The sequence below is a fragment of the Pseudomonas sp. JE3303 genome, from assembly GCF_056312565.1.
On sequence record NZ_JBWGIF010000001.1, the window covers coordinates 613,424 to 633,567 of the forward strand.

A 20,144-nucleotide genomic window follows, 5' to 3' on the forward strand; every position below is an offset into this window, starting at 1 on the left:
GGGCAGCCGTAACAGGCATTCTGTAGCATTGGACGGCGCGCCGTGGGTGCGTCTTTGCTTTATCAGATGGAGAGCGCTATGGCTTGGAATGAGCCGGGTGGCAACTCGAACAATCAGGACCCCTGGGGCGGCCGCCGTGGTGGCGGTGGCGACAAGAAGGGTCCACCCGATCTGGACGAGGCCTTCCGCAAGCTGCAGGACAGCCTGAACGGCATGTTTGGCGGTGGCAAGAAACGCGGAGACAGGAATATCGGCAGGGGCGGCGGTCTTGGCCTGCTCGGTATCGGCCTGGCCGTGCTTGCAGCCATCTGGCTGTACAGCGCCGTGTACGTGGTCGATGAACAGGAGCAGGCCGTTGTCCTGCGTTTCGGCAAATACTACGAAACCGTAGGGCCGGGCCTGAACATCTACTTCCCGCCGATCGATCGCAAGTACATGGAAAACGTGACGCGCGAACGGGCTTATACCAAGCAGGGGCAGATGCTCACCGAAGACGAGAACATCGTCGAAGTGCCGCTGACCGTGCAGTACAAGATCACCAACCTGCAGGACTTCGTGCTCAACGTCGACCAGCCTGAGGTCAGCCTGCAACACGCGACCGACAGTGCCTTGCGCCATGTGGTGGGCTCTACCTCGATGGACCAGGTGCTGACCGAAGGCCGCGAGCAGATGGCCGTGGATATCCGCGAACGCCTGCAGCGCTTCCTCGACACCTACCGTACCGGTATCACCGTGACCCAGGTCAACGTGCAGAGCGCGGCAGCCCCGCGTGAAGTACAGGAAGCCTTCGACGACGTGATCCGCGCCCGCGAAGACGAGCAGCGTGCCCGCAACCAGGCCGAGTCCTACGCCAATGGCGTGGTGCCCGAAGCCCGCGGTCAGGCCCAGCGCATCATCGAGGACGCCAACGGTTACCGCGACGAAGTCGTTTCCCGCGCCAAGGGTGAGGCCGACCGCTTCGTCAAGCTGGTCACCGAGTACCGCAAGGCGCCGGAGGTTACCCGCCAGCGTCTGTACCTGGAGACCATGCAGCAGGTGTACAGCAATTCGAGCAAAGTCATGGTGGCGACCAAGGACGGGCAGAACAATCTGCTCTACCTGCCACTGGACAAGATGGTCGAAGGCAGCCGCAACAATGCGGCACCGATCAGCAGCGGTGTGTCGGCGTCGGCCAACGACGCGGCTGCCCGTTCGCAATCGGAGCTGCAATCGCAACAACAGCCGCCGCGCACTAGGGAGAGCCGCTGATGAGCAACAGATCGCTGATCACCCTGATCGTGGCCGTGGTGCTGGCCATCGTGGCCTGGAACAGCTTCTACATCGTGTCCCAGACCGAGCGTGCAGTCATGCTGCGCTTCGGCCGTGTGGTCCAGGCCGATGTCCAGCCGGGCCTGCATGTGAAGATCCCGTACGTCAACCAGGTGCGCAAGTTCGACGCCCGCCTGATGACCCTGGATGCACCGACCCAGCGCTTCCTGACCCTGGAAAAGAAAGCCGTGATGGTCGATGCCTACGCCAAGTGGCGGGTCAAGGACGCCGAGCGCTTCTACACCGCGACTTCCGGTCTGAAGCAGATCGCCGACGAGCGCCTGTCGCGGCGTCTGGAGAGCGGCCTGCGTGACCAGTTCGGCAAGCGCACCCTGCACGAGGTGGTCTCTGGTGAGCGTGACGCGCTGATGTCTGACATCACCGCTTCGCTGAACCGCATGGCCAACAAGGAGCTGGGTATCGAGGTCATCGACGTTCGCGTCAAGGCCATCGACCTGCCGAAGGAAGTGAACCGCAGCGTGTTCGATCGCATGAGCACCGAGCGTGAGCGTGAAGCCCGCGAGCACCGCGCCAAGGGTAACGAGCTGGCAGAAGGTATCCGTGCGGATGCCGACCGTCAGCGCCGTGTACTGGTGGCCGAGGCTTATCGCGAATCGGAAGAGACCCGCGGTGACGGCGACGCGCAAGCGGCGTCCATCTACGCGGCGGCGTACAATCAGGACCCTGATTTCTACGCCTTCTACCGTAGCCTGCAGGCTTACCGTGAAAGCTTCTCGAGCAAGAGCGACGTGTTGGTCCTGGATCCGAAGAACGAGTTCTTCCGCTTCCTGGACAAGAGCAAGCCCTGACCAGACACCCCGCCGGGCGGCTAAAAAGCCTGGTGGGGTGATTTCTGTCTGAAAACGGGTGTATGATTCGGCAGCCGGGAAATTCCCGGCTTTTTTGCGTCTGCAAGGTTGATTGGCTGCAACACGGCCGCGACGCAAGCTTTTCAAAGGATTAGAGGGTGTTGGCACGGCGGCGGCGCTGGGATCGGTGCTGCCTGTTGCTGTCTGCCTACACCTGCTCCACTCAAGGCTCGCCCATGGGCAGGCCGCCCGGACCAAAGGGGAAATGGCGTCATGGCAACGGTAGACCGCTGGCTCTTGCCAGATGGCATCGAGGAAGTACTGCCACCTGAGGCTGCGCGCATCGAGATCGCGCGCCGCCAGGTGTTGGACCTGTTCCAGAGTTGGGGTTACGAACTGGTCGTCACTCCGCATATCGAGTACCTGGAATCGCTGCTGACCGGTGCCGGCCAGGACCTCGACCTGCGCACGTTCAAGGTCGTCGATCCGCAGTCCGGTCGCCTCATGGGCTTTCGCGCCGACTTCACGCCGCAGGTCGCGCGTATCGACGCGCACACTCTGCGGCGTGAAGGCCCCAGCCGCCTGTGCTACGCCGGCAGCGTGCTGCACGCCCAGCCGCGCGCACTGTCGACCTCGCGCAGCCCGATCCAGCTCGGCGCCGAGCTGTACGGCGATGCCAGCCCGGTCAGCGACGTCGAGGTGATCAGCCTGATGCTTGCCATGCTGCAACTGGCCGATGTGCCGGACGTGCACATGGACCTCGGTCATGTGGGTATCTACCGTGGCCTGGCCCGTGCGGCGGGCCTGTCCGGTGCGGCCGAGCAGCAGCTGTTCGACGCGCTGCAGCGCAAGGCCCGCGACGAGGTGGACGCGCTTACCGCCGACCTGCCGACGGACCTGGGCAACATGCTGCGCGCCCTGAGCGACCTGTGCGGTGGCCGTGAAGTGCTGAACGAAGCCCGCGTACGCCTGGGCCGTGCCCCGGCCAGCGTGCTGGCCGCGCTGGATGACCTGCTGGCGATCGCCGATCGCCTGGCAGCGCGTTATCCGGACCTGCCGCTGTATTTCGACCTGGGCGAGCTGCGCGGCTACAACTATCACACCGGCGTCGTGTTCGCAGTGTTCGTGCCTGGCATCGGTCAATCGATCGCCCAGGGCGGTCGCTACGATGACATCGGCGCCGACTTTGGCCGGGCGCGTCCGGCCACCGGTTTCTCCACGGATTTGAAGACCCTGGTCACACTGGGGCGAGCGGAGGTCGTTTTGCCGTCTGGCGGGATCTGGATTCCCGACAGCAGCGATGCGGCCCTCTGGCAGTTGGTCTGCCAGTTGCGCAACGAGGGCCAGCGAGTGGTCCAGGCCCTGCCTGGCCAACCGCTGAGTGCTGCTCTTGAGGCGGATTGTGATCGGCAATTGATTCAGCAAGACGGGCGCTGGCAGGTTCTGCCGCTGACCCAGTGAGTTTTTCCGCCGGCAGTTGCCGGCACCCAAGATTGCGTGAATGAGGACAAGTGTTATGGGTAAGAATGTCGTCGTCCTGGGCACCCAGTGGGGTGATGAGGGCAAAGGCAAGATCGTCGATCTGCTGACCGAACATGCTGCCGCCGTAGTGCGCTACCAAGGTGGTCACAACGCTGGCCACACGCTGGTCATCGACGGTGAGAAGACCGTGCTGCACCTGATTCCCTCGGGCATCCTGCGTGAAGGCGTGCAGTGCCTGATCGGCAACGGCGTAGTCGTTGCACCTGACGCCCTGTTGCGCGAGATCGTCAAGCTGGAAGAGAAAGGCGTACCGGTGCGCGAGCGTCTGCGCATCAGCCCATCCTGCCCGCTGATCCTGTCCTACCACGTCGCCCTCGACCAGGCGCGTGAAAAGGCCCGTGGCGAGCAGAAGATCGGCACCACCGGCCGTGGTATCGGCCCGGCCTACGAAGACAAGGTCGCTCGCCGCGGCCTGCGCATCGGCGACCTGTTCCATCGCGAGCGCTTCGCTGCCAAGCTGGGTGAGCTGCTGGACTACCACAACTTCCAGCTGGTGAACTACTACAAAGAGCCTGCGATCGACTTCCAGAAGACCCTGGACGAGTGCATGGAATACGCCGAGCTGCTCAAGCCGATGATGCAAGACGTCACCGCCGAGCTGCACAACCTGCGTCGCGCCGGCAAGGACATCATGTTCGAAGGCGCCCAGGGTTCGCTGCTGGACATCGACCACGGCACCTACCCGTACGTCACCAGCTCGAACACCACTGCCGGCGGCATCGCTACCGGTTCCGGCGTTGGCCCGATGTACATCGACTACATCCTCGGTATCACCAAGGCCTACACCACTCGCGTGGGTGCCGGCCCGTTCCCGACCGAGCTGTTCGATGACGTCGGCGCGTTCCTGGCCAAGCGTGGCCACGAGTTCGGCGCCACCACCGGCCGCGCTCGCCGTTGCGGCTGGTTCGATGCCGTGATCCTGCGTCGCGCCATCGACGTTAACAGCATCTCGGGCCTGTGCCTGACCAAGCTGGACGTGCTCGACGGTCTTGAGACCATTCGCATCTGCGTGGGTTACAAGAACGAGAACGGTGCCGTCATCGACGCTCCGACCGACGCCGACAGCTACATCGGCCTTGAGCCGGTGTACGAAGAGCTGCCGGGCTGGACCGACTCCACTGTCGGCGCCAAGTCGCTCGAAGAGCTGCCAGCCAACGCCCGCGCCTATATCAAGCGCGTCGAAGAGCTGGTCGGTGCTCCGATCGACATCATCTCCACCGGCCCGGACCGCAACGAGACCATCGTGCTGCGTCATCCGTTTGCCTGATTCAGCCCTGTAGGGCTGAGCAAACGCCGCGCTTCCGCAGGGAGGCGCGGCGTTTTTTTTGGCCTGCAACACGAGGGTTTGGCCATTTTGCCTCTCTCTCGGCACAGCCTTTGCTGTAAGAATCGTTCCAGAGTGCCATCAATTTAGTGGCGCCAGTAGGACGAGGGTTTACACCGTGTCTGCCGTTCTCTCATTGTTACAAAGCCGCCTGTTGCGCCCAGTATTTGTGGCCTTGGGTATCGCTCTTCTGGTGCAGGTGCTGGTCGCCGTTGCGCTGACCCGGAGCACGGTCACCGCGTTGGAGGCTGACCTGGGCGAGCGGCTGGGTGTGGACAGCCGTAAATTGTCAGGGGAGCTGGAGCAGGCAGGGCAGGAAGTCCGATCCAGCCTCGAAAACCTGTCGGCCAGTACCCGTCAACGGCTGACCAGTGGGCTGTCATCGCGCCTGGCAGATGAACAGCAGCAATTGCGCGCGACGCTCGAAAAGAATCTAAGGGATTCGGCCAATGACATGGCCGAACTGCTTGCCTCGGTGGCGCCACGGGCCATGTGGGACAACGACGTGCCCACGCTTTCGGAGTTCGCCCGGCGTGCGCAGCGCAATCCCAATGTGCTGTTCGTGGTCTACGACGACGCCCAGGGCCAGCACCTGACCCGATACCTGAACCGCCAGAGCCCGATCAACCAGGCCCTGATTGCCAAAGGCCAGGGTGAGCGTGCCTTGGACAGAGTGTTGGATGGTGCGCGCAACGATCCATCGGTGTACTTCATCGAGGCATCGATCAGCCCGAATGGTGTCGAGATCGGCAAGGTGCTCATGGGCGTGTCCACTGCTGCGGTCGACCAGCAGCTGAGCGCCCTGGACCAGCGCTTCTCGGCGCTGATTGCCAGTGGTGATCAATTGGTGGGGGACAGTCTCGTCGGTGCTGCCGCAGACAGTGGCAAGGCGCTGAGGGCGCGGCTGGAGACGGCGCAGTCCAGCGCTGCCGCGATGCAGGCCAACACCGCACAGAGCGTGCGGGATGCGGCGTCGGGATTGCGCTGGCGGATCGGTCTGGGCCTGGCGGTGGTAGGCCTCGGGGTGTTGTTGCTGGTGGCTGTCGTGCTTGGCCGCCGGGTGCTGAGCAAGTTGCGCCTGTTGATCGCCGCGCTCGATGACCTGGCTGCGGGTGAAGGTGACCTGACCCGGCGAGTGTCCTTGAACAGCCGCGATGAGATCGGCGACATGGCTGCTGCGGTCAACCGCTTTGTCGACAAGCTGCAGCCTATCGTCCGGGAAGCGGGCGAGGTGGCACAGCGCACCGGAGTCGAGATCGACAGCATGGCCAGGCGCAGTGCCGGTGCCGACGCTGCTGCCGCGCTGCAGCGTGATGAAGTGGCGGCGAGCCTGCGAGATTTGTCGACGATGGCCGATGAAGCCCAGGCTGAAAGCCACGCCATGCAGGCTGCCCTGCAGCAAGTCGTCGACATCCGCCTGGCCACCGACGAGAACAGCCGTACCTCCACGCAGCTGACTGGACTGATAGAGAACCTCGCCGGGCAAGTGCAGTCCGGTTCGCAGGTGATCGAGCGCCTGGCAGTGCAGAGCGAGCAGATCGAGGTGGTGTTGACGGTAATTCACGGGATTGCCGAGCAGACCAACCTGCTGGCGCTCAATGCTGCCATCGAGGCTGCACGGGCGGGCGAGACCGGGCGCGGGTTTGCCGTTGTAGCCGATGAGGTTCGGGCGCTGGCCAGCAAGACCCAGAGCTCGACTGGCGATATCAAGGCGCATATCGGTGCGCTGCAGCAAGGTGCCAGGGAGGCGGTCGCCGCGATCAGCGAGGCGGGGCGCAAGGCCAGCGAAGGGTTGCTGGTACTGCGCGACAATGCCCGGGTTCAGCAATCGGTGCAGGCGTCGGTGGAACAAGTACATGCCGCGATCGGCGAAGCCACGCGCGCGGCCGGACAGCAGGCCAGCGGCGCGCAGGCGGTGCGGGGGAGGGTAGAGAATATCCATGCCCAGGCCGAGCGAGCGGCCGAGGTGGTGATGCAGACCACGGCCAGCAGCAAGGTGCTGGATGAGCTGGCTGGGCAGTTGAAGGCGAGCCTGGGGCAGTTCAGGGCGTGATGGGTGTTAAAGAGGGCCTCTTTTGCTGGCAGGTCGGAGCGCCGAACCGCAGCGAAGAGGCCCGTGCAAACTAGGCCCTGTTCAAGTACATCCGCGTCGTCAGCAGATACACCGGCAATCCCGAAACCACGATCAACAGCGCTGCATAAGGCGCTGCCGCCGCGAATTCCACGTTGGCGGTATGCGCCCACACCTCCGTCGCCAGCGTCGTCATCCCCGTAGGGCTGAGCAGCAAGGTGGCCGTCAGCTCCTTCATGGCATCCAGGAACACCAGCGCGAACGCCGCTGCCAGGGCCGGGAAGATGATCGGCAGGGTTACCCGGCAGAACGCCCTGAACGAGCTGGCGCCGAGGGTACGCGCTGCTTCTTCCAGCGTCGGCGACGCCTTGTTCAGCGCGGTGCGCACTGGCGCCTGGGCCAGCGGCAGGAACAGCAGGGCATACGCCAGCAGCAGCAACCCTGTGGTCTGGTAGAGCGCCGGCACGTAGTGCAAGGCGAAGTACACCAGCGTCAGCGCGATCACCAGGCCTGGCAGTGCATGCAGCAGATACGGCAGGCGTTCGGCCCAGATCGCCAGGCGGCCTTTGTAGCGCACCACCAGGAAGCTGATCGGCAGTGCCAGCAGCAGGGCAAATGCTGCCCCGCCGAGCGACATCGACAGCGACGACAGCAATGCCCTGCTGATGTCGGCCACCGGGAACGCGGCCGAAGAGCCCACGCTCAGCCAGTAGCCAAGCATGGCCAGTGGAATACCGCTGCCGAGGAAGGCAAGTCCCAGGCAGAACAGTTGCGCGAAAGGCATCCAGCCGCGCAGGCGCACCGGTGCGGCCCGTCGGGCGACGCCCTGGCCTATACGCACATGGCGAGCCTTGCCGCGCACGCGCAGCTCCAGCCACAACAGCACCAGGCACATCGCCAGGAGTACGGCCGAGAGCATCGCCGCGTTGGCGTTGCTGAACTCAAGCTCGAACTGCTGGTAGATCGCCGTGGTGAATGTCTGCAGGCCGAGGATCGACAGCGCGCCGAACTCCACCAGCATGTGCAGGGCAATCAGCAGGGCGCCCCCCAGCATCGCTGGCCACAGTAGCGGCAGAGTGATCTTGATGAAGACACCCCAGCGGCTGCAGCCAAGGGTGCGAGCCGATTCTTCGAGCGAGGTGTCAAGGTTGCGCAGGGTCGCCGCCACTGGCAGGAACACCAGCGGGTATTTCGACAGCGCCATCACCAGAATAGCCCCGCCAAGGCCCTCGAACTTGGGGCTCAGCGATACCCATGTAAAGCTGCTGACAAATGACGGTACCGCAAACGGCAGGCACAGGATCACCCCCCAGTAGCGTCGACCGCGCAAATCGCTGCGCTCAAGCAGCCATGCCAGCGCCAGGCCCACGACCAGGCACGCGACCGTGACCCCGGCCATCAGCATCAGGGTGTTGCGCATCAGCCCCCAGACGAAGGGGCGCCAGAGCAGGTGCAAGGCTTCGTGCCAGCCGGCCTCCCAGGTCTTGAGGCCGACATACAGCAGCGGCAGCAAGCTCATGGCTACCAGGAACAGCACCGGCAGCACCACCCAGATCGAGGGGCGCTTGCGACGGGGCGCGAAGCGTAGCAGTGCAGGCTCAGGCAGGGCGGCACTCATCAGAGCAGGCCGACTTCGCGTTCAAGCTCCAGGGCTTCTTCGGCATTGCCAAGGTCGGACGGGGTGATCTGCGGCGGACGCAGTTCCTCGAACGGCTTGAGGCCCTGGTCAGAGACCATGCCTTTATGCAGAGGATATTCGGCGGTGGTCTGGGTGATCACGCGCTGGCCTTCTTCGCTGGCCATCCAATTGAGCAGTGCCTGGGCTTCCTTCGGGTGCTTGCTGGCCTTGACGGCGGCGGCGCCCGAGATGGTCACCAGGCCACCGGCGTCGCCGTCGGCCAGGTAGTACAGCTTGGAATCCAGCTGGCCGCGCTCACGCTTGAGGGCATACCAGTAGTAGTTGTTCACCAGGACTGCGGCAACTTCACCGTTTTCCACGGCCTTCAGCGCGACCATGTTGTTGGTGTAGGTCTTGCCGAAGGCTTTCAGGCCGGTCAGCCATTCTTCCGCGGCGTCTCGCCCGTGCATCTTCAGAATGGCCACGGCCTGTTCCTGGAACGCACCGCTGGTCGGAACGAAGCCGACGCGCCCGTCCCACTCAGGATTGGCGAAGTCCATTACCGATTGCGGCAAGTCCTTCTCGTCGATCTGCTTGGGGTTGAACACCACCACGCGAGTCCGCGCGGTCACGCCCATCCAGCTGCCGTTGGCGGCAACGTATTCCTTGGGCAGCATCTGCAGCGTAGCGTCGTCGATCTTCGCCAGCAGGCCCAGTTCGCCCAGGTTGTTCAGTGGCGGGGATTCTTCGGTGTAGATGACGTCCGCCGGCGAGCGATCGCCTTCCTCGATGATCTGGCTGGCCAGCTGGTTGCTGCTGCCCTTGCGAATGTTGATATGAATGCCGGTCTTGGCCTCGTATGCCTTGGCGATCGCCTCGCCAATTTCCTTGTGCTGGCCGTTGTACAGCGTCAGGGATACAGCGTCGGCAGCCATGGCGGCTGGCGCGCCAAGCACCAGGCCGAGTACGGCAGCGGCCAGGGTGCGCATCAGCGGTTTCGGGCGGATCGTCATGCGGGTACTTCCTCGCTTACGGCTACATATTTGGAAACAATGATAAACGATATTGTTTCTCAAGTGCGCGTATGGCGAAAGATTCATGACTTGCAGGGCGGCTGGGCGAGGTCTGAAGGGGAGGGGTAAATCGCTGGCAAGAAAAAACCCGCTAGCGAGCTAGCGGGTTTTCTTGAATATGGTGCCCAGAAGAAGACTCGAACTTCCACGACCGTAAGGTCACCAGCACCTGAAGCTGGCGTGTCTACCAATTTCACCATCTGGGCAAGTTGAAGCAGTAAAGCAGTAAAGCATGAAGCGTTGTAGCGTGTCTCGTAAATTCCAGATAGGCTCTATCTGAAACTTGAAATTGGTGCCCAGGAGAAGACTCGAACTTCCACGACCGTAAGGTCACCAGCACCTGAAGCTGGCGTGTCTACCAATTTCACCACCTGGGCTTTCGCTGAATGCTAACTCGATGGTTCACATCGGTACGCTTTTCAACTATAACGACGGTGTCCGTCGTCGTGGTGCGCACTATACGGATGGCTCTGGAGGCTGTAAAGCCCCGGGCAAAAAAAAATATCCAAAATCTCAAGTTGTTGATTGCGCAGGCGTTCAAGCGTGCTGCAGACCCTTTGGCGGGGCTGTCCAACTCTGACATTTCCGGTTTCAATACGCCTATGCCAAACTATCCCTTATATAGACCAAGGTGAACCCCTACTGATGGCCGATTGGCAATCCCTCGATCCCGAGGCCGCACGTGAAGCGGAAAAATACGATAACCCTATCCCCAGCCGTGAGCTGATCCTGCAACAACTCGCCGACCGCGGTGAGCCGGCTGCGAGAGAGCAGTTGGTGGCGGAGTTCGGCCTGACCACCGAAGACCAGATCGAAGCCTTGCGCCGCCGTCTGCGCGCCATGGAGCGTGATGGCCAGCTGATCTATACCCGGCGTGGCACTTATGCCCCGGTAGACAAGCTGGACCTGATCCTCGGCCGCGTCTCCGGTCACCGCGACGGTTTCGGCTTCCTGATCCCCGATGACCGCAGCGACGACCTGTTCCTGAGCCCGGCGCAGATGCGCCTGGTGTTCGATGGCGACCGTGCGCTGGCCCGCGTGGGCGGCGTCGACCGTCGTGGCCGACGTGAGGGTGTGATCGTCGAGGTCATTTCCCGCGGGCACGAAAGCGTGGTCGGCCGCTACTACGAAGAGGGCGGTATCGGCTTCGTGACCCCTGACAACCCGAAGATCCAGCAGGAAGTGCTGGTGACCGCCGGACGTAACGGCGGGGCCAAGGTCGGTCAGTTCGTCGAGGTGAAGATCACCCACTGGCCCACCCCGCGCTTCCAGCCCCAGGGCGACGTGGTCGAAGTGATCGGCAACTACATGGCGCCGGGCATGGAAATCGACGTTGCGCTGCGCAGCTACGATATCCCGCATGTCTGGCCCGAGGCGGTGATCAAGGAGGCGCGCAAGTTCCGCTCCGAAGTCGAAGACAAGGACAAGGAAAAGCGCGTCGACCTGCGTCACCTGCCATTCGTCACCATCGATGGTGAAGACGCCCGTGACTTCGATGACGCGGTCTACTGCGAACCGCTCGGCAAGCTGCGCATGTTCTCTGGCGGCTGGCGCCTGTACGTGGCGATTGCCGACGTCTCCAGCTACGTGCGCCTGGGCTCGGCCCTTGACGTCGAGGCGCAGGTGCGTGGCAACTCGGTCTACTTCCCCGAGCGGGTCATACCGATGCTGCCCGAGGAGCTGTCCAACGGGCTGTGCTCGTTGAATCCGCACGTCGATCGCCTGGCCATGGTCTGCGAGATGACCATGAACAAGTCCGGCCAGATGGTCGACTACCAGTTCTACGAAGCGGTGATCCACTCCCATGCGCGCCTGACCTACAACAAGGTCAGCAGCATGCTCGAGCATTCGCGCACGCGTGAAGGCCGGGCACTGCGCATCCAGTACGAAGAAGTACTGCCACATCTCAAGAGCCTGTACTCGATCTACAAGGTCCTGCTGGCTGCCCGTCACAGCCGTGGCGCGATCGACTTCGAGACCCAGGAAACCCGGATCATCTTCGGTTCCGAGCGCAAGATCGCGGAAATCCGTCCGACCGTGCGCAACGATGCCCACAAGCTGATCGAGGAATGCATGCTGGCGGCCAACGTCGCTACTGCCGAGTTCCTGAAGAAGCACGAGATCCCGGCCCTCTACCGGGTGCACGATGGCCCGCCGCCGGAGCGTCTGGAAAAACTGCGCGCCTTCCTGGGCGAGCTAGGCCTGTCGCTGCACAAGGGCAAGGAGCCTTCGCCGAAGGACTACCAGGCCCTGCTGTCGCAGATCTCCGACCGTCCGGACTTCCACCTGATCCAGACCGTCATGCTGCGCTCGCTGAGCCAGGCGGTGTACAGCGTCGAGAACAACGGCCACTTTGGCCTGAACTACGAGGCCTACACCCACTTCACCTCGCCGATCCGCCGCTACCCGGACCTGCTGGTCCATCGCGCCATCCGCAGCGTGATCCGTTCTCGCCAGGAAACCCCGCACGTCAAGCGTGCCGGTGCGATGACCATCCCCAAGGCACGCATCTACCCGTACGACGAGAACACGCTCGAGCAGATGGGCGAGCAGTGCTCCATGAGCGAGCGGCGCGCCGACGAGGCCACCCGCGACGTGGTCAACTGGCTCAAGTGCGAGTACATGAAGGACCGCGTGGGCGAGACCTTCCCAGGTGTGATCACTGCGGTGACCGGTTTCGGCCTGTTCGTCGAACTGACCGACATCTACGTCGAAGGCCTGGTGCACGTCAGTGCGTTGCCGGGCGACTACTACCACTTCGACCCGATCCACCACCGCCTGGCTGGCGAGCGCAGCGGCCGCAGTTTCCGCCTCGGCGACACGGTCGAGGTCAAGGTGATGCGCGTCAACCTCGACGAGCGCAAGATCGACTTCGAGGTGGCCGAAAGCACCCTCAATGCCCCGATCGGCCGCAAGCGCCGCGCCGCAGGTGATGCTCCTTTGCCCAAGCAAGACTCGGACACTTCCCGGTCCGCCAGCCCATCCAAGTCTCCGTCCAGAAGTGATTCCAGGACCGAGTCGAAGGCAGAGCTCTCGGCACCGGCGCCGGCCGCCAAGGCTGAGCCGTCCCGCCGCAGCAAGAAGGGCGAGGCTTCCGAGGCCTACTTCCCTTCTCAGGCGGTGGAGCGTAACGCCGAGGTTCGCAAGAGCCGTGAGATGAAGAAAGCGTTGATGAGCGATGCGCGCACTGGCGCTGCCAGCGGCAAGTCGGAAAAATCCGGCGCCAAATCGTCCGCAGGCAAGCCGACCAAGCACCGCAAGGGGCCGCCTAAATCGGGGGCCAGTACCGCACGTAAAGGCAAGAGCAAGTCATGAGTCAGCTGGAAAAGATCTACGGTGTGCACGCGGTGCAGGCGCTGCTGCACCACCATCCCAAGCGGGTCAAGCAGATCTGGCTATCCGAAGGGCGTAGCGAACCGCGCGTCCAGGCGCTGGTCGAGCTGGCAACGCAGCATCGCATCCCGGTCGGCCAGGCCGAGCGCCGCGAACTCGATGCCTGGGTCGAAGGCGTTCACCAGGGCGTGGTCGCCGAGGTCAGCCCCAGCCAGGTCTGGAACGAAGCGATGCTCGACGAACTGATCGAGCGCAGCGAGCGTCCGCCCCTGATCCTGGTGCTCGACGGTGTCACCGACCCGCACAACCTCGGTGCCTGCCTGCGCACCGCCGATGCGGCCGGTGCCACCGCAATGGTGATTCCCAAGGACAAATCCGCAAGCCTCACGCCTGTGGTGCGCAAGGTTGCCTGCGGCGCGGCCGAGGTCATGCCCCTGGTGGCCGTGACCAACCTGGCGCGTACGCTGGAGAAACTGCAGCAGAAAGGGCTGTGGGTGGTGGGAACCGCTGGTGAAGCCGAGCAGCAGATCTACCAGCAGGACATGACCGGGCCGACCGTGCTGGTCATGGGCGCCGAGGGCAAGGGCATGCGTCGCCTGACCCGCGAGCACTGCGACTTCCTGGTCAAGTTGCCGATGGGCGGCAGCGTGAGCAGCCTGAACGTCTCGGTGGCCACCGGGGTATGCCTGTTCGAGGTCGTGCGCCAGCGCCAGGGCAAGACCAAGGCCTGAGTTTCCTGCCGAAAAGGGGAGGGCGGGCTGGCGATTCTATATTGTTCAAATATTCGCCAATCGCCTTGCTTGTCCGTCCCGCCTTCTCTACAATTGCGCCCCTTGCCGTACCGGGCAGGCGCGCATGTGCCTCTTCCCGCGGCAAGACATACAGTGTCATTCACTCCTTGTCTGACCAGATTCTGGCAGGCTACTAACCCGTAAGGAGCATTCATGCGTCATTACGAAATCATCTTTCTGGTCCACCCGGACCAGAGCGAGCAAGTCGGCGGCATGGTTGAGCGTTACACCAAGCTGATCGAAGAAGACGGCGGCAAAATCCACCGTCTGGAAGATTGGGGCCGTCGTCAACTGGCCTATGCAATCAACAATGTTCACAAGGCTCACTACGTGATGCTGAACGTTGAATGCACCGGCAAGGCTCTGTCCGAGCTGGAAGACAACTTCCGCTACAACGATGCCGTGATCCGTAACCTGGTCATCCGTCGCGACGAAGCCGTTACCGGCCAGTCCGAGATGCTCAAGGCTGAAGAAAACCGCAGTGAGCGCCGTGAGCGTCGCGACCGTCCTGAGCATTCTGAAAGCGCCGATGGCGACGACAGCAATGACAGCGACAACAGCGATAACGCTGACGAGTAATCCACGGACCTTTTAAGGAGCCTATTACATGGCACGTTTCTTCCGTCGTCGTAAATTCTGCCGCTTCACTGCTGAAGACGTGAAAGAGATCGACTACAAAGATCTCAACACCCTGAAAGCTTACGTATCCGAAACCGGCAAGATCGTTCCAAGCCGTATCACCGGTACCAAAGCTCGTTATCAGCGTCAGCTGGCTACCGCTATCAAGCGCGCCCGCTTCCTGGCCCTGCTGCCCTACACCGACAGCCACGGCCGCTGAGACCGGGTCGTCGACAAGCAGCAAGGGATAAAGCATGCGAGCGTTAGCTGATTTCATCATGCGCGGTCGCGTGCAGGCCACTGTGGTAGTGGTCGGTTGTGCGGCATTGCCGCTGTTGTTCTGGTTGAGTGCCGCCGCTGGGTGCCTTGTGTTCCTGCGGCGCGGATTCAAGGATGCTTCATCGGTCCTCGGCTGGGCGTTATTGCCCGCTTTGGCCTGGTGGTTCTTCGGCGAGCCGCGCACCCTCATGGTGCTGCTGGGTACGCTGGGGCTGGCTGCGCTGTTGCGCGCCGGGCATTCCTGGAACCGGGTGCTGTTGTTCAGCATCGCCTTGGGCCTGGTCTATGGCGTTGTCCTGGGTTCGGTGTTCCGCGAGCCGATCGAATATCTGGCGCGAGAGCTTGAAAAAGCCCTGCCGCGGATACTCGACGGTCTCTACCAGCAGTTGTCGGTAGAGGAGCGGGCTCGACTCGGAGGCCTGATCGTACCGGTGCTCAACGGCCTGATAGCGGCCCTGCTGCAAGCTGTCAGTGTGCTGGCCCTGATGTTGGGCCGCTACTGGCAGGCCGCGTTGTACAACCCCGGAGGTTTCGGCCGCGAGTTTCAGGCGGTGCGGATTCCAAAGGTGCCGGCGCTGGTGCTGCTGGCGTGCATGCTGGTCGGGCCGAACTTCGGTCCTGGCATGGCGATGCTTACGCCGTTGTGCAGTGTGCCGCTCTTGTTCGCAGGTATCGCCCTGCTGCACGGGCTGGTAGCGCAGAAACGACTGGGCCGGTTCTGGCTGGTCGGGTTGTATGTGACGCTGGTGCTGTTCATGCAGCTGACTTATCCGTTGCTGGTGGTCCTGGCCATTGTCGACAGCCTGATTGATTTTCGCGGTCGCAAGTCCCCTGAGAAGGGTGACGACAGCGGTTCTGCGAACGGTGAAGGTTAAAAGTTAAGAGGTTTATACCAAATGGAACTGATCCTGCTGGAAAAAGTCGCCAACCTGGGCAACCTGGGCGACAAAGTGAATGTTAAGGCCGGTTACGGCCGTAACTTCCTGCTGCCATTCGGCAAAGCCACCGCTGCTACCGCTGCCAACCTGGCTGCGTTCGAAGAGCGTCGTGCTGAGCTGGAAAAACTGGCTGCAGACAAGAAAACTTCGGCTGAAAGCCGTGCTGCCCAACTGGCTGAGCTGGAAGTGACCATCACTGCCACCGCCGGTGACGAAGGCAAGCTGTTCGGTTCGATCGGCACCCACGACATCGCTGACGCCCTGACCGCCTCCGGCGTTGAAGTGGCCAAAGCTGAAGTTCGTCTGCCGAACGGCACCATCCGTAACGTTGGCGAATACGACGTTGCCGTGCACCTGCACAGCGACGTAGAAGCCACCGTTCGCGTGGTCGTCGTAGCAGCCTAAGCTGTACCAATCGACTGGCCCCTTTGGCGCCAGTTGGTTAACATCGGGCACGGTCCTGCTTTGCAGGTCGTGCCCTTTGTCTTTTTCATCACCCAGAATTTCGCGTGGCCATGAACGAGATATCCACCCCCGAGCAGTTTGACCTGCAAACCGCAGCCCTGAAGGTGCCGCCCCATTCCATCGAAGCCGAACAGGCTGTTCTCGGTGGTCTGATGCTGGACAACAATTCGTGGGAGCGCGTGCTGGACCAGGTCTCGGACGGTGATTTCTATCGGCATGACCACCGCCTGATCTTCCGCGCCATCCACAAGCTGGTGGACCTGAACACGCCGTTCGACGTGGTCACGCTGCACGAGCAGCTGGAAAAGGAAGGTGTTTCGTCGCAGATCGGGGGGCTCGGCTACCTTGGGGAGCTGGCCAAGAACACCCCGTCGGTGGCTAACATCAAGGCCTACGCGCAGATCGTCCGCGAACGCGCGACCTTGCGGCAGCTGATCAGCATCAGCAGCGACATCGCCGACAGTGCCTTCAACCCGCAGGGCCGCAACGCCGAGGACCTTCTCGACGAAGCCGAACGGCAGATCTTCCAGATCGCCGAGGCGCGGCCGAAGACCGGCGGCCCGGTGGGGGTCAACGACCTGCTGGCCAAGGCCATTGACCGTATCGACACGCTGTTCAACTCCGACAGTGACATCACCGGTATCTCCACCGGCTATACCGACCTGGACGAGAAGACCAGCGGCCTGCAGCCGTCGGACCTGATCATCGTCGCTGGCCGACCGTCGATGGGCAAGACCACGTTCGCCATGAACCTGGTGGAAAACGCCGTGCTGCGCAGTGACAAGGCCGTGCTGGTGTACTCGCTCGAGATGCCAGGCGAATCGCTGATCATGCGTATGCTGTCCTCGCTTGGCCGCATCGACCAGACCAAGGTCCGTTCCGGCCAGCTCGACGATGACGACTGGCCGCGGCTGACCTCTGCGGTCAACCTGCTCAACGACCGCAAGCTGTTCATCGACGACACCGCCGGTATCAGCCCGTCCGAGATGCGCGCGCGGACTCGCCGCCTGGTGCGCGAGCACGGCGAACTGGCCATGATCATGATCGACTACCTGCAGTTGATGCAGATCCCGGGTTCCAGCGGCGAAAACCGGACCAACGAGATTTCCGAGATCTCCCGGTCCCTCAAGGCCCTGGCCAAGGAATTCAACTGCCCGGTCATTGCCCTGTCCCAGCTCAACCGCTCCCTGGAGCAGCGTCCCAACAAGCGCCCCGTCAACTCCGACCTGCGGGAATCCGGAGCGATCGAGCAGGACGCCGACGTGATCATGTTCGTCTACCGCGACGAGGTGTATCACCCGGAGACCGAGCACAAGGGCGTGGCCGAGATCATCATCGGCAAGCAGCGTAACGGCCCCATCGGCTTCGTGCGGTTGGCGTTCATCGGCAAGTACACCCGCTTCGAGAACCTCGCGCCGGGTAGTTACAACTTCGATGACGACGAATAACCGCCGCGCCGTATCGTCTCTATAAGCGGCCACATGAATCCGACCGGCATGGTCGGATTTGATCAAAATTTGTGCTATATTCCGCGCCCGCGATTTCCCTGCACACCAAGAACCGGTCACTGACATGCAAGCAGCCAAACCACTTTTCGACTATCCCAAGTACTGGGCCGAATGCTTCGGACCAGCGCCGTTCCTGCCGATGAGCAGGGCCGAGATGGATCAGCTGGGCTGGGATTCCTGCGACATCATCATCGTGACCGGTGACGCCTACGTCGACCATCCGTCGTTCGGCATGGCGATCATCGGCCGTCTGCTGGAAGCCCAGGGCTTCCGCGTGGGTATCATTGCCCAGCCGGACTGGCAGTCGAAGGACGACTTCATGAAGCTCGGCGAGCCGAACCTGTTCTTCGGGGTCGCGGCGGGCAACATGGACTCGATGATCAACCGCTATACCGCAGACAAGAAGGTCCGTTCGGACGATGCCTATACCCCAGGCGGGCTGGCGGGCAGCCGGCCGGACCGGGCGAGCCTGGTCTACAGCCAGCGCTGCAAGGAAGCCTACAAGCATGTGCCGATCGTCCTCGGTGGCATCGAGGCTTCGCTGCGCCGCATCGCCCACTACGACTACTGGCAGGACAAGGTCCGTCATTCGATCCTGATCGATGCCTGCGCCGACATCCTGCTCTACGGCAACGCCGAGCGCGCGATCGTCGAGGTGGCCCAGCGCCTATCCTTCGGCGAGTCGATCGAAAGCATTACCGACGTGCGCGGTACCGCGTTCGTTCGCCGTGATACGCCGCAGGGCTGGTACGAGATCGATTCGACGCGTATTGATCGTCCGGGCAAGGTCGACAAGATCATCAACCCGTACGTCAACACCCAGGACACTCAGGCGTGTGCCATCGAACAGGCCAAGGGCGACGTCGAGGACCCGAACGAAGCCAAGGTCGTGCAGATCCTCGAAAGCCCGCGCATGACCCGCGACAAGTCGGTCATCCGCCTGCCATCGTTCGAGAAAGTGCGTAACGATCCAGTGCTCTACGCCCACGCGAACCGTGTGCTGCACCTGGAGACCAACCCAGGCAATGCCCGCGCAATGGTGCAGAAGCATGGCGAGGCGGACGTGTGGTTCAACCCGCCGCCCATTCCCATGACCACCGAGGAAATGGACTACGTGTTCGGCATGCCGTACGCACGCGTCCCGCACCCGGCCTACGGCAAGGAACGTATCCCGGCGTACGAGATGATCCGTTTCTCGGTGAACATCATGCGTGGCTGCTTTGGCGGCTGCACCTTCTGCTCGATCACCGAGCACGAAGGCCGGATCATCCAGAACCGCTCCGAGGAGTCGATCATCCGCGAGATCGAGGAGATCCGTGACAAGGTGCCGGGCTTTACCGGGGTGATTTCCGACCTGGGTGGTCCGACCGCCAACATGTACCGGATCGCCTGCAAGACCACCGAGATCGAAACCCATTGCCGCAAGCCGTCCTGCGTGTTCCCGGGCATCTGCCCGAACCTGAACACCGACCATTCGGCGCTGATTCAGCTGTATCGCAGCGCGCGTGCCTTGCCGGGCGTGAAAAAGATCCTGATTGCCTCGGGCCTGCGTTATGACCTGGCGATCGAGTCGCCGGAGTACGTGAAGGAACTGGTCACCCACCACGTGGGGGGCTATTTGAAGATCGCCCCGGAGCACACCGAGGAAGGCCCGCTGAATCAGATGATGAAGCCGGGCATCGGTAGCTATGACCGCTTCAAGCGCATGTTCGAGAAGTACTCGAAGGAGGCGGGCAAGGAGCAGTACCTGATCCCGTACTTCATCGCCGCGCACCCGGGCACCACCGACGAAGACATGATGAACCTCGCGCTGTGGCTCAAGGGCAACGGTTTCCGTGCCGACCAGGTGCAGGCGTTCTACCCGTCGCCGATGGCCTCGGCCACCGCCATGTACCACTCGGGCAAGAACCCGCTGCGCAAGGTCACCTACAAGAGCGACTCGGTGACCATCGTCAAGAGCGACGAGCAGCGCCGCCTGCACAAGGCCTTCTTGCGGTATCACGATCCGAAGGGCTGGCCGATGTTGCGCGAGGCCCTGGAGCGCATGGGCCGTGCCGACCTGATCGGTCCTGGCAAGAACCAGCTGATCCCGCTGCACCAGCCTGAAGGCGACACCTACCACAGTGCCCGCCGCAAGAACTCGACGCCGGCTGGCAGTCACAAGGTGGCCAAGGAACAGAAGATCCTGACCCAGCATACCGGCCTGCCGCCACGCGCCAGCGATGGCAGCAAGCCGTGGGACAAGCGCGAGCAGGCCAAGGCCGCCGCGTTTGCGCGCAACAAGCAGGCGGAGAAGGACCGTAAGGAAGCGGCGAAGGGTGGTAACGGCAAAGGCAAGGGCAAGACCCGCCAGCCGGTTCTTCCGCGCTAACGCTGCGCCCCCTCGTGCCCGGCTGCCGGAAAGATGCTCCCACTAGGCTGCAAGGGTCGCTGAAGGTTCAGCGATCGGGTGTGGAAACCCGGGTTT

General features: G+C 62.6%; 15 protein-coding genes, 2 tRNA genes and 1 pseudogene. 14 read left to right on the forward strand and 4 right to left on the reverse strand.

Going from position 1 to position 20,144, the window contains the following annotated elements:
* Nucleotides 1-78 precede the first annotated feature (78 nt).
* From hflK to AC0ZZU_RS02920, 6 genes and pseudogenes are all read left to right on the forward strand, one after another.
* Complete coding sequence (gene hflK / locus AC0ZZU_RS02895; protein WP_476338912.1) at nucleotides 79-1,248, forward strand: FtsH protease activity modulator HflK; 1,170 nt, start codon at nucleotides 79-81, stop codon at nucleotides 1,246-1,248.
* A complete protein-coding gene (gene hflC, locus AC0ZZU_RS02900; protein ID WP_476338914.1) occupies nucleotides 1,248-2,117 on the forward strand; it encodes a protease modulator HflC in 870 nt (289 codons plus the stop codon). The genes hflK and hflC overlap by 1 nt, the downstream gene beginning before the upstream one ends.
* Nucleotides 2,118-2,390: 273 nt before the next feature.
* On the forward strand, nucleotides 2,391-3,578 hold the full coding sequence (locus AC0ZZU_RS02905; protein ID WP_476338916.1) for an ATP phosphoribosyltransferase regulatory subunit: 1,188 nt from the start codon (nucleotides 2,391-2,393) through the stop codon (nucleotides 3,576-3,578).
* A 55-nt stretch (nucleotides 3,579-3,633) separates the two neighbouring features.
* Entirely contained in the window at nucleotides 3,634-4,926 is a 1,293-nt protein-coding gene (locus AC0ZZU_RS02910; RefSeq protein ID WP_476338918.1) for an adenylosuccinate synthase, read from the forward strand.
* Nucleotides 4,927-5,917: 991 nt separating this feature from the next.
* Nucleotides 5,918-6,130 (forward strand): annotated as a pseudogene (locus tag AC0ZZU_RS02915) (methyl-accepting chemotaxis protein); the annotation flags it as partial.
* Between the two features lie 201 nt (nucleotides 6,131-6,331).
* A complete protein-coding gene (locus AC0ZZU_RS02920) occupies nucleotides 6,332-7,036 on the forward strand; it encodes a methyl-accepting chemotaxis protein (protein ID WP_476339123.1) in 705 nt (234 codons plus the stop codon).
* A 70-nt stretch (nucleotides 7,037-7,106) separates the two neighbouring features.
* On the opposite strand, the gene AC0ZZU_RS02925 is transcribed toward AC0ZZU_RS02920, so the two are convergent.
* The 4 genes from AC0ZZU_RS02925 to AC0ZZU_RS02940 form a co-directional block, all read right to left on the reverse strand.
* Nucleotides 7,107-8,672, reverse strand: coding sequence for an ABC transporter permease (locus AC0ZZU_RS02925; protein ID WP_476338920.1), 1,566 nt, complete (start codon nucleotides 8,670-8,672; stop codon nucleotides 7,107-7,109).
* On the reverse strand, nucleotides 8,672-9,685 hold the full coding sequence (locus tag AC0ZZU_RS02930; RefSeq protein WP_476338922.1) for an extracellular solute-binding protein: 1,014 nt from the start codon (nucleotides 9,683-9,685) through the stop codon (nucleotides 8,672-8,674). The genes AC0ZZU_RS02925 and AC0ZZU_RS02930 overlap by 1 nt, the downstream gene beginning before the upstream one ends.
* Nucleotides 9,686-9,864: 179 nt before the next feature.
* Nucleotides 9,865-9,951, reverse strand: a tRNA-Leu gene (locus AC0ZZU_RS02935).
* A gap of 84 nt (nucleotides 9,952-10,035) precedes the next feature.
* A tRNA-Leu gene (locus AC0ZZU_RS02940) sits at nucleotides 10,036-10,122 on the reverse strand.
* Nucleotides 10,123-10,390: 268 nt separating this feature from the next.
* On the opposite strand from AC0ZZU_RS02940, the gene rnr reads away from it, so the two are divergent.
* The 8 genes from rnr to AC0ZZU_RS02980 all read left to right on the forward strand — a co-directional run bounded on the left by rnr (nucleotide 10,391) and on the right by AC0ZZU_RS02980 (nucleotide 20,048).
* Nucleotides 10,391-13,060: a ribonuclease R gene (rnr, locus tag AC0ZZU_RS02945; RefSeq protein WP_476338924.1), complete on the forward strand. Its 2,670-nt coding sequence runs from the start codon at nucleotides 10,391-10,393 to the stop codon at nucleotides 13,058-13,060.
* Nucleotides 13,057-13,809, forward strand: coding sequence for a 23S rRNA (guanosine(2251)-2'-O)-methyltransferase RlmB (gene rlmB / locus AC0ZZU_RS02950; RefSeq protein ID WP_476338926.1), 753 nt, complete (start codon nucleotides 13,057-13,059; stop codon nucleotides 13,807-13,809). Before rnr ends, rlmB begins: the two co-directional genes overlap by 4 nt.
* 213 nt (nucleotides 13,810-14,022) lie before the next feature.
* Complete coding sequence (gene rpsF / locus AC0ZZU_RS02955; protein WP_158461049.1) at nucleotides 14,023-14,448, forward strand: 30S ribosomal protein S6; 426 nt, start codon at nucleotides 14,023-14,025, stop codon at nucleotides 14,446-14,448.
* Nucleotides 14,449-14,476: 28 nt separating this feature from the next.
* Complete coding sequence (gene rpsR, locus AC0ZZU_RS02960) at nucleotides 14,477-14,707, forward strand: 30S ribosomal protein S18 (protein WP_009403887.1); 231 nt, start codon at nucleotides 14,477-14,479, stop codon at nucleotides 14,705-14,707.
* A 34-nt stretch (nucleotides 14,708-14,741) separates the two neighbouring features.
* The gene (locus tag AC0ZZU_RS02965; protein WP_476338928.1) at nucleotides 14,742-15,641 is read left to right on the forward strand and encodes a hypothetical protein; all 900 of its coding nucleotides are present in this window, start codon (nucleotides 14,742-14,744) and stop codon (nucleotides 15,639-15,641) included.
* A gap of 21 nt (nucleotides 15,642-15,662) precedes the next feature.
* Entirely contained in the window at nucleotides 15,663-16,109 is a 447-nt protein-coding gene (gene rplI / locus AC0ZZU_RS02970) for a 50S ribosomal protein L9 (protein WP_158461051.1), read from the forward strand.
* A 110-nt stretch (nucleotides 16,110-16,219) separates the two neighbouring features.
* On the forward strand, nucleotides 16,220-17,617 hold the full coding sequence (gene dnaB, locus AC0ZZU_RS02975; RefSeq protein ID WP_476338930.1) for a replicative DNA helicase: 1,398 nt from the start codon (nucleotides 16,220-16,222) through the stop codon (nucleotides 17,615-17,617).
* 124 nt (nucleotides 17,618-17,741) lie between these two features.
* On the forward strand, nucleotides 17,742-20,048 hold the full coding sequence (locus AC0ZZU_RS02980) for a YgiQ family radical SAM protein (protein ID WP_476338932.1): 2,307 nt from the start codon (nucleotides 17,742-17,744) through the stop codon (nucleotides 20,046-20,048).
* Nucleotides 20,049-20,144: the final 96 nt, after the last annotated feature.

Coding starts and splice junctions, on each gene's coding strand:
- hflK (WP_476338912.1), top strand. CDS start 79: ATGGCTTGGAATGAGCCGGGTGGCAACTCGAACAATCAGGACCCCTGG.
- hflC (WP_476338914.1), top strand. CDS start 1,248: ATGAGCAACAGATCGCTGATCACCCTGATCGTGGCCGTGGTGCTGGCC.
- AC0ZZU_RS02905 (WP_476338916.1), top strand. CDS start 2,391: ATGGCAACGGTAGACCGCTGGCTCTTGCCAGATGGCATCGAGGAAGTA.
- AC0ZZU_RS02910 (WP_476338918.1), top strand. CDS start 3,634: ATGGGTAAGAATGTCGTCGTCCTGGGCACCCAGTGGGGTGATGAGGGC.
- AC0ZZU_RS02920 (WP_476339123.1), top strand. CDS start 6,332: ATGGCCGATGAAGCCCAGGCTGAAAGCCACGCCATGCAGGCTGCCCTG.
- AC0ZZU_RS02925 (WP_476338920.1), bottom strand. CDS start 8,672: ATGAGTGCCGCCCTGCCTGAGCCTGCACTGCTACGCTTCGCGCCCCGT.
- AC0ZZU_RS02930 (WP_476338922.1), bottom strand. CDS start 9,685: ATGACGATCCGCCCGAAACCGCTGATGCGCACCCTGGCCGCTGCCGTA.
- rnr (WP_476338924.1), top strand. CDS start 10,391: ATGGCCGATTGGCAATCCCTCGATCCCGAGGCCGCACGTGAAGCGGAA.
- rlmB (WP_476338926.1), top strand. CDS start 13,057: ATGAGTCAGCTGGAAAAGATCTACGGTGTGCACGCGGTGCAGGCGCTG.
- rpsF (WP_158461049.1), top strand. CDS start 14,023: ATGCGTCATTACGAAATCATCTTTCTGGTCCACCCGGACCAGAGCGAG.
- rpsR (WP_009403887.1), top strand. CDS start 14,477: ATGGCACGTTTCTTCCGTCGTCGTAAATTCTGCCGCTTCACTGCTGAA.
- AC0ZZU_RS02965 (WP_476338928.1), top strand. CDS start 14,742: ATGCGAGCGTTAGCTGATTTCATCATGCGCGGTCGCGTGCAGGCCACT.
- rplI (WP_158461051.1), top strand. CDS start 15,663: ATGGAACTGATCCTGCTGGAAAAAGTCGCCAACCTGGGCAACCTGGGC.
- dnaB (WP_476338930.1), top strand. CDS start 16,220: ATGAACGAGATATCCACCCCCGAGCAGTTTGACCTGCAAACCGCAGCC.
- AC0ZZU_RS02980 (WP_476338932.1), top strand. CDS start 17,742: ATGCAAGCAGCCAAACCACTTTTCGACTATCCCAAGTACTGGGCCGAA.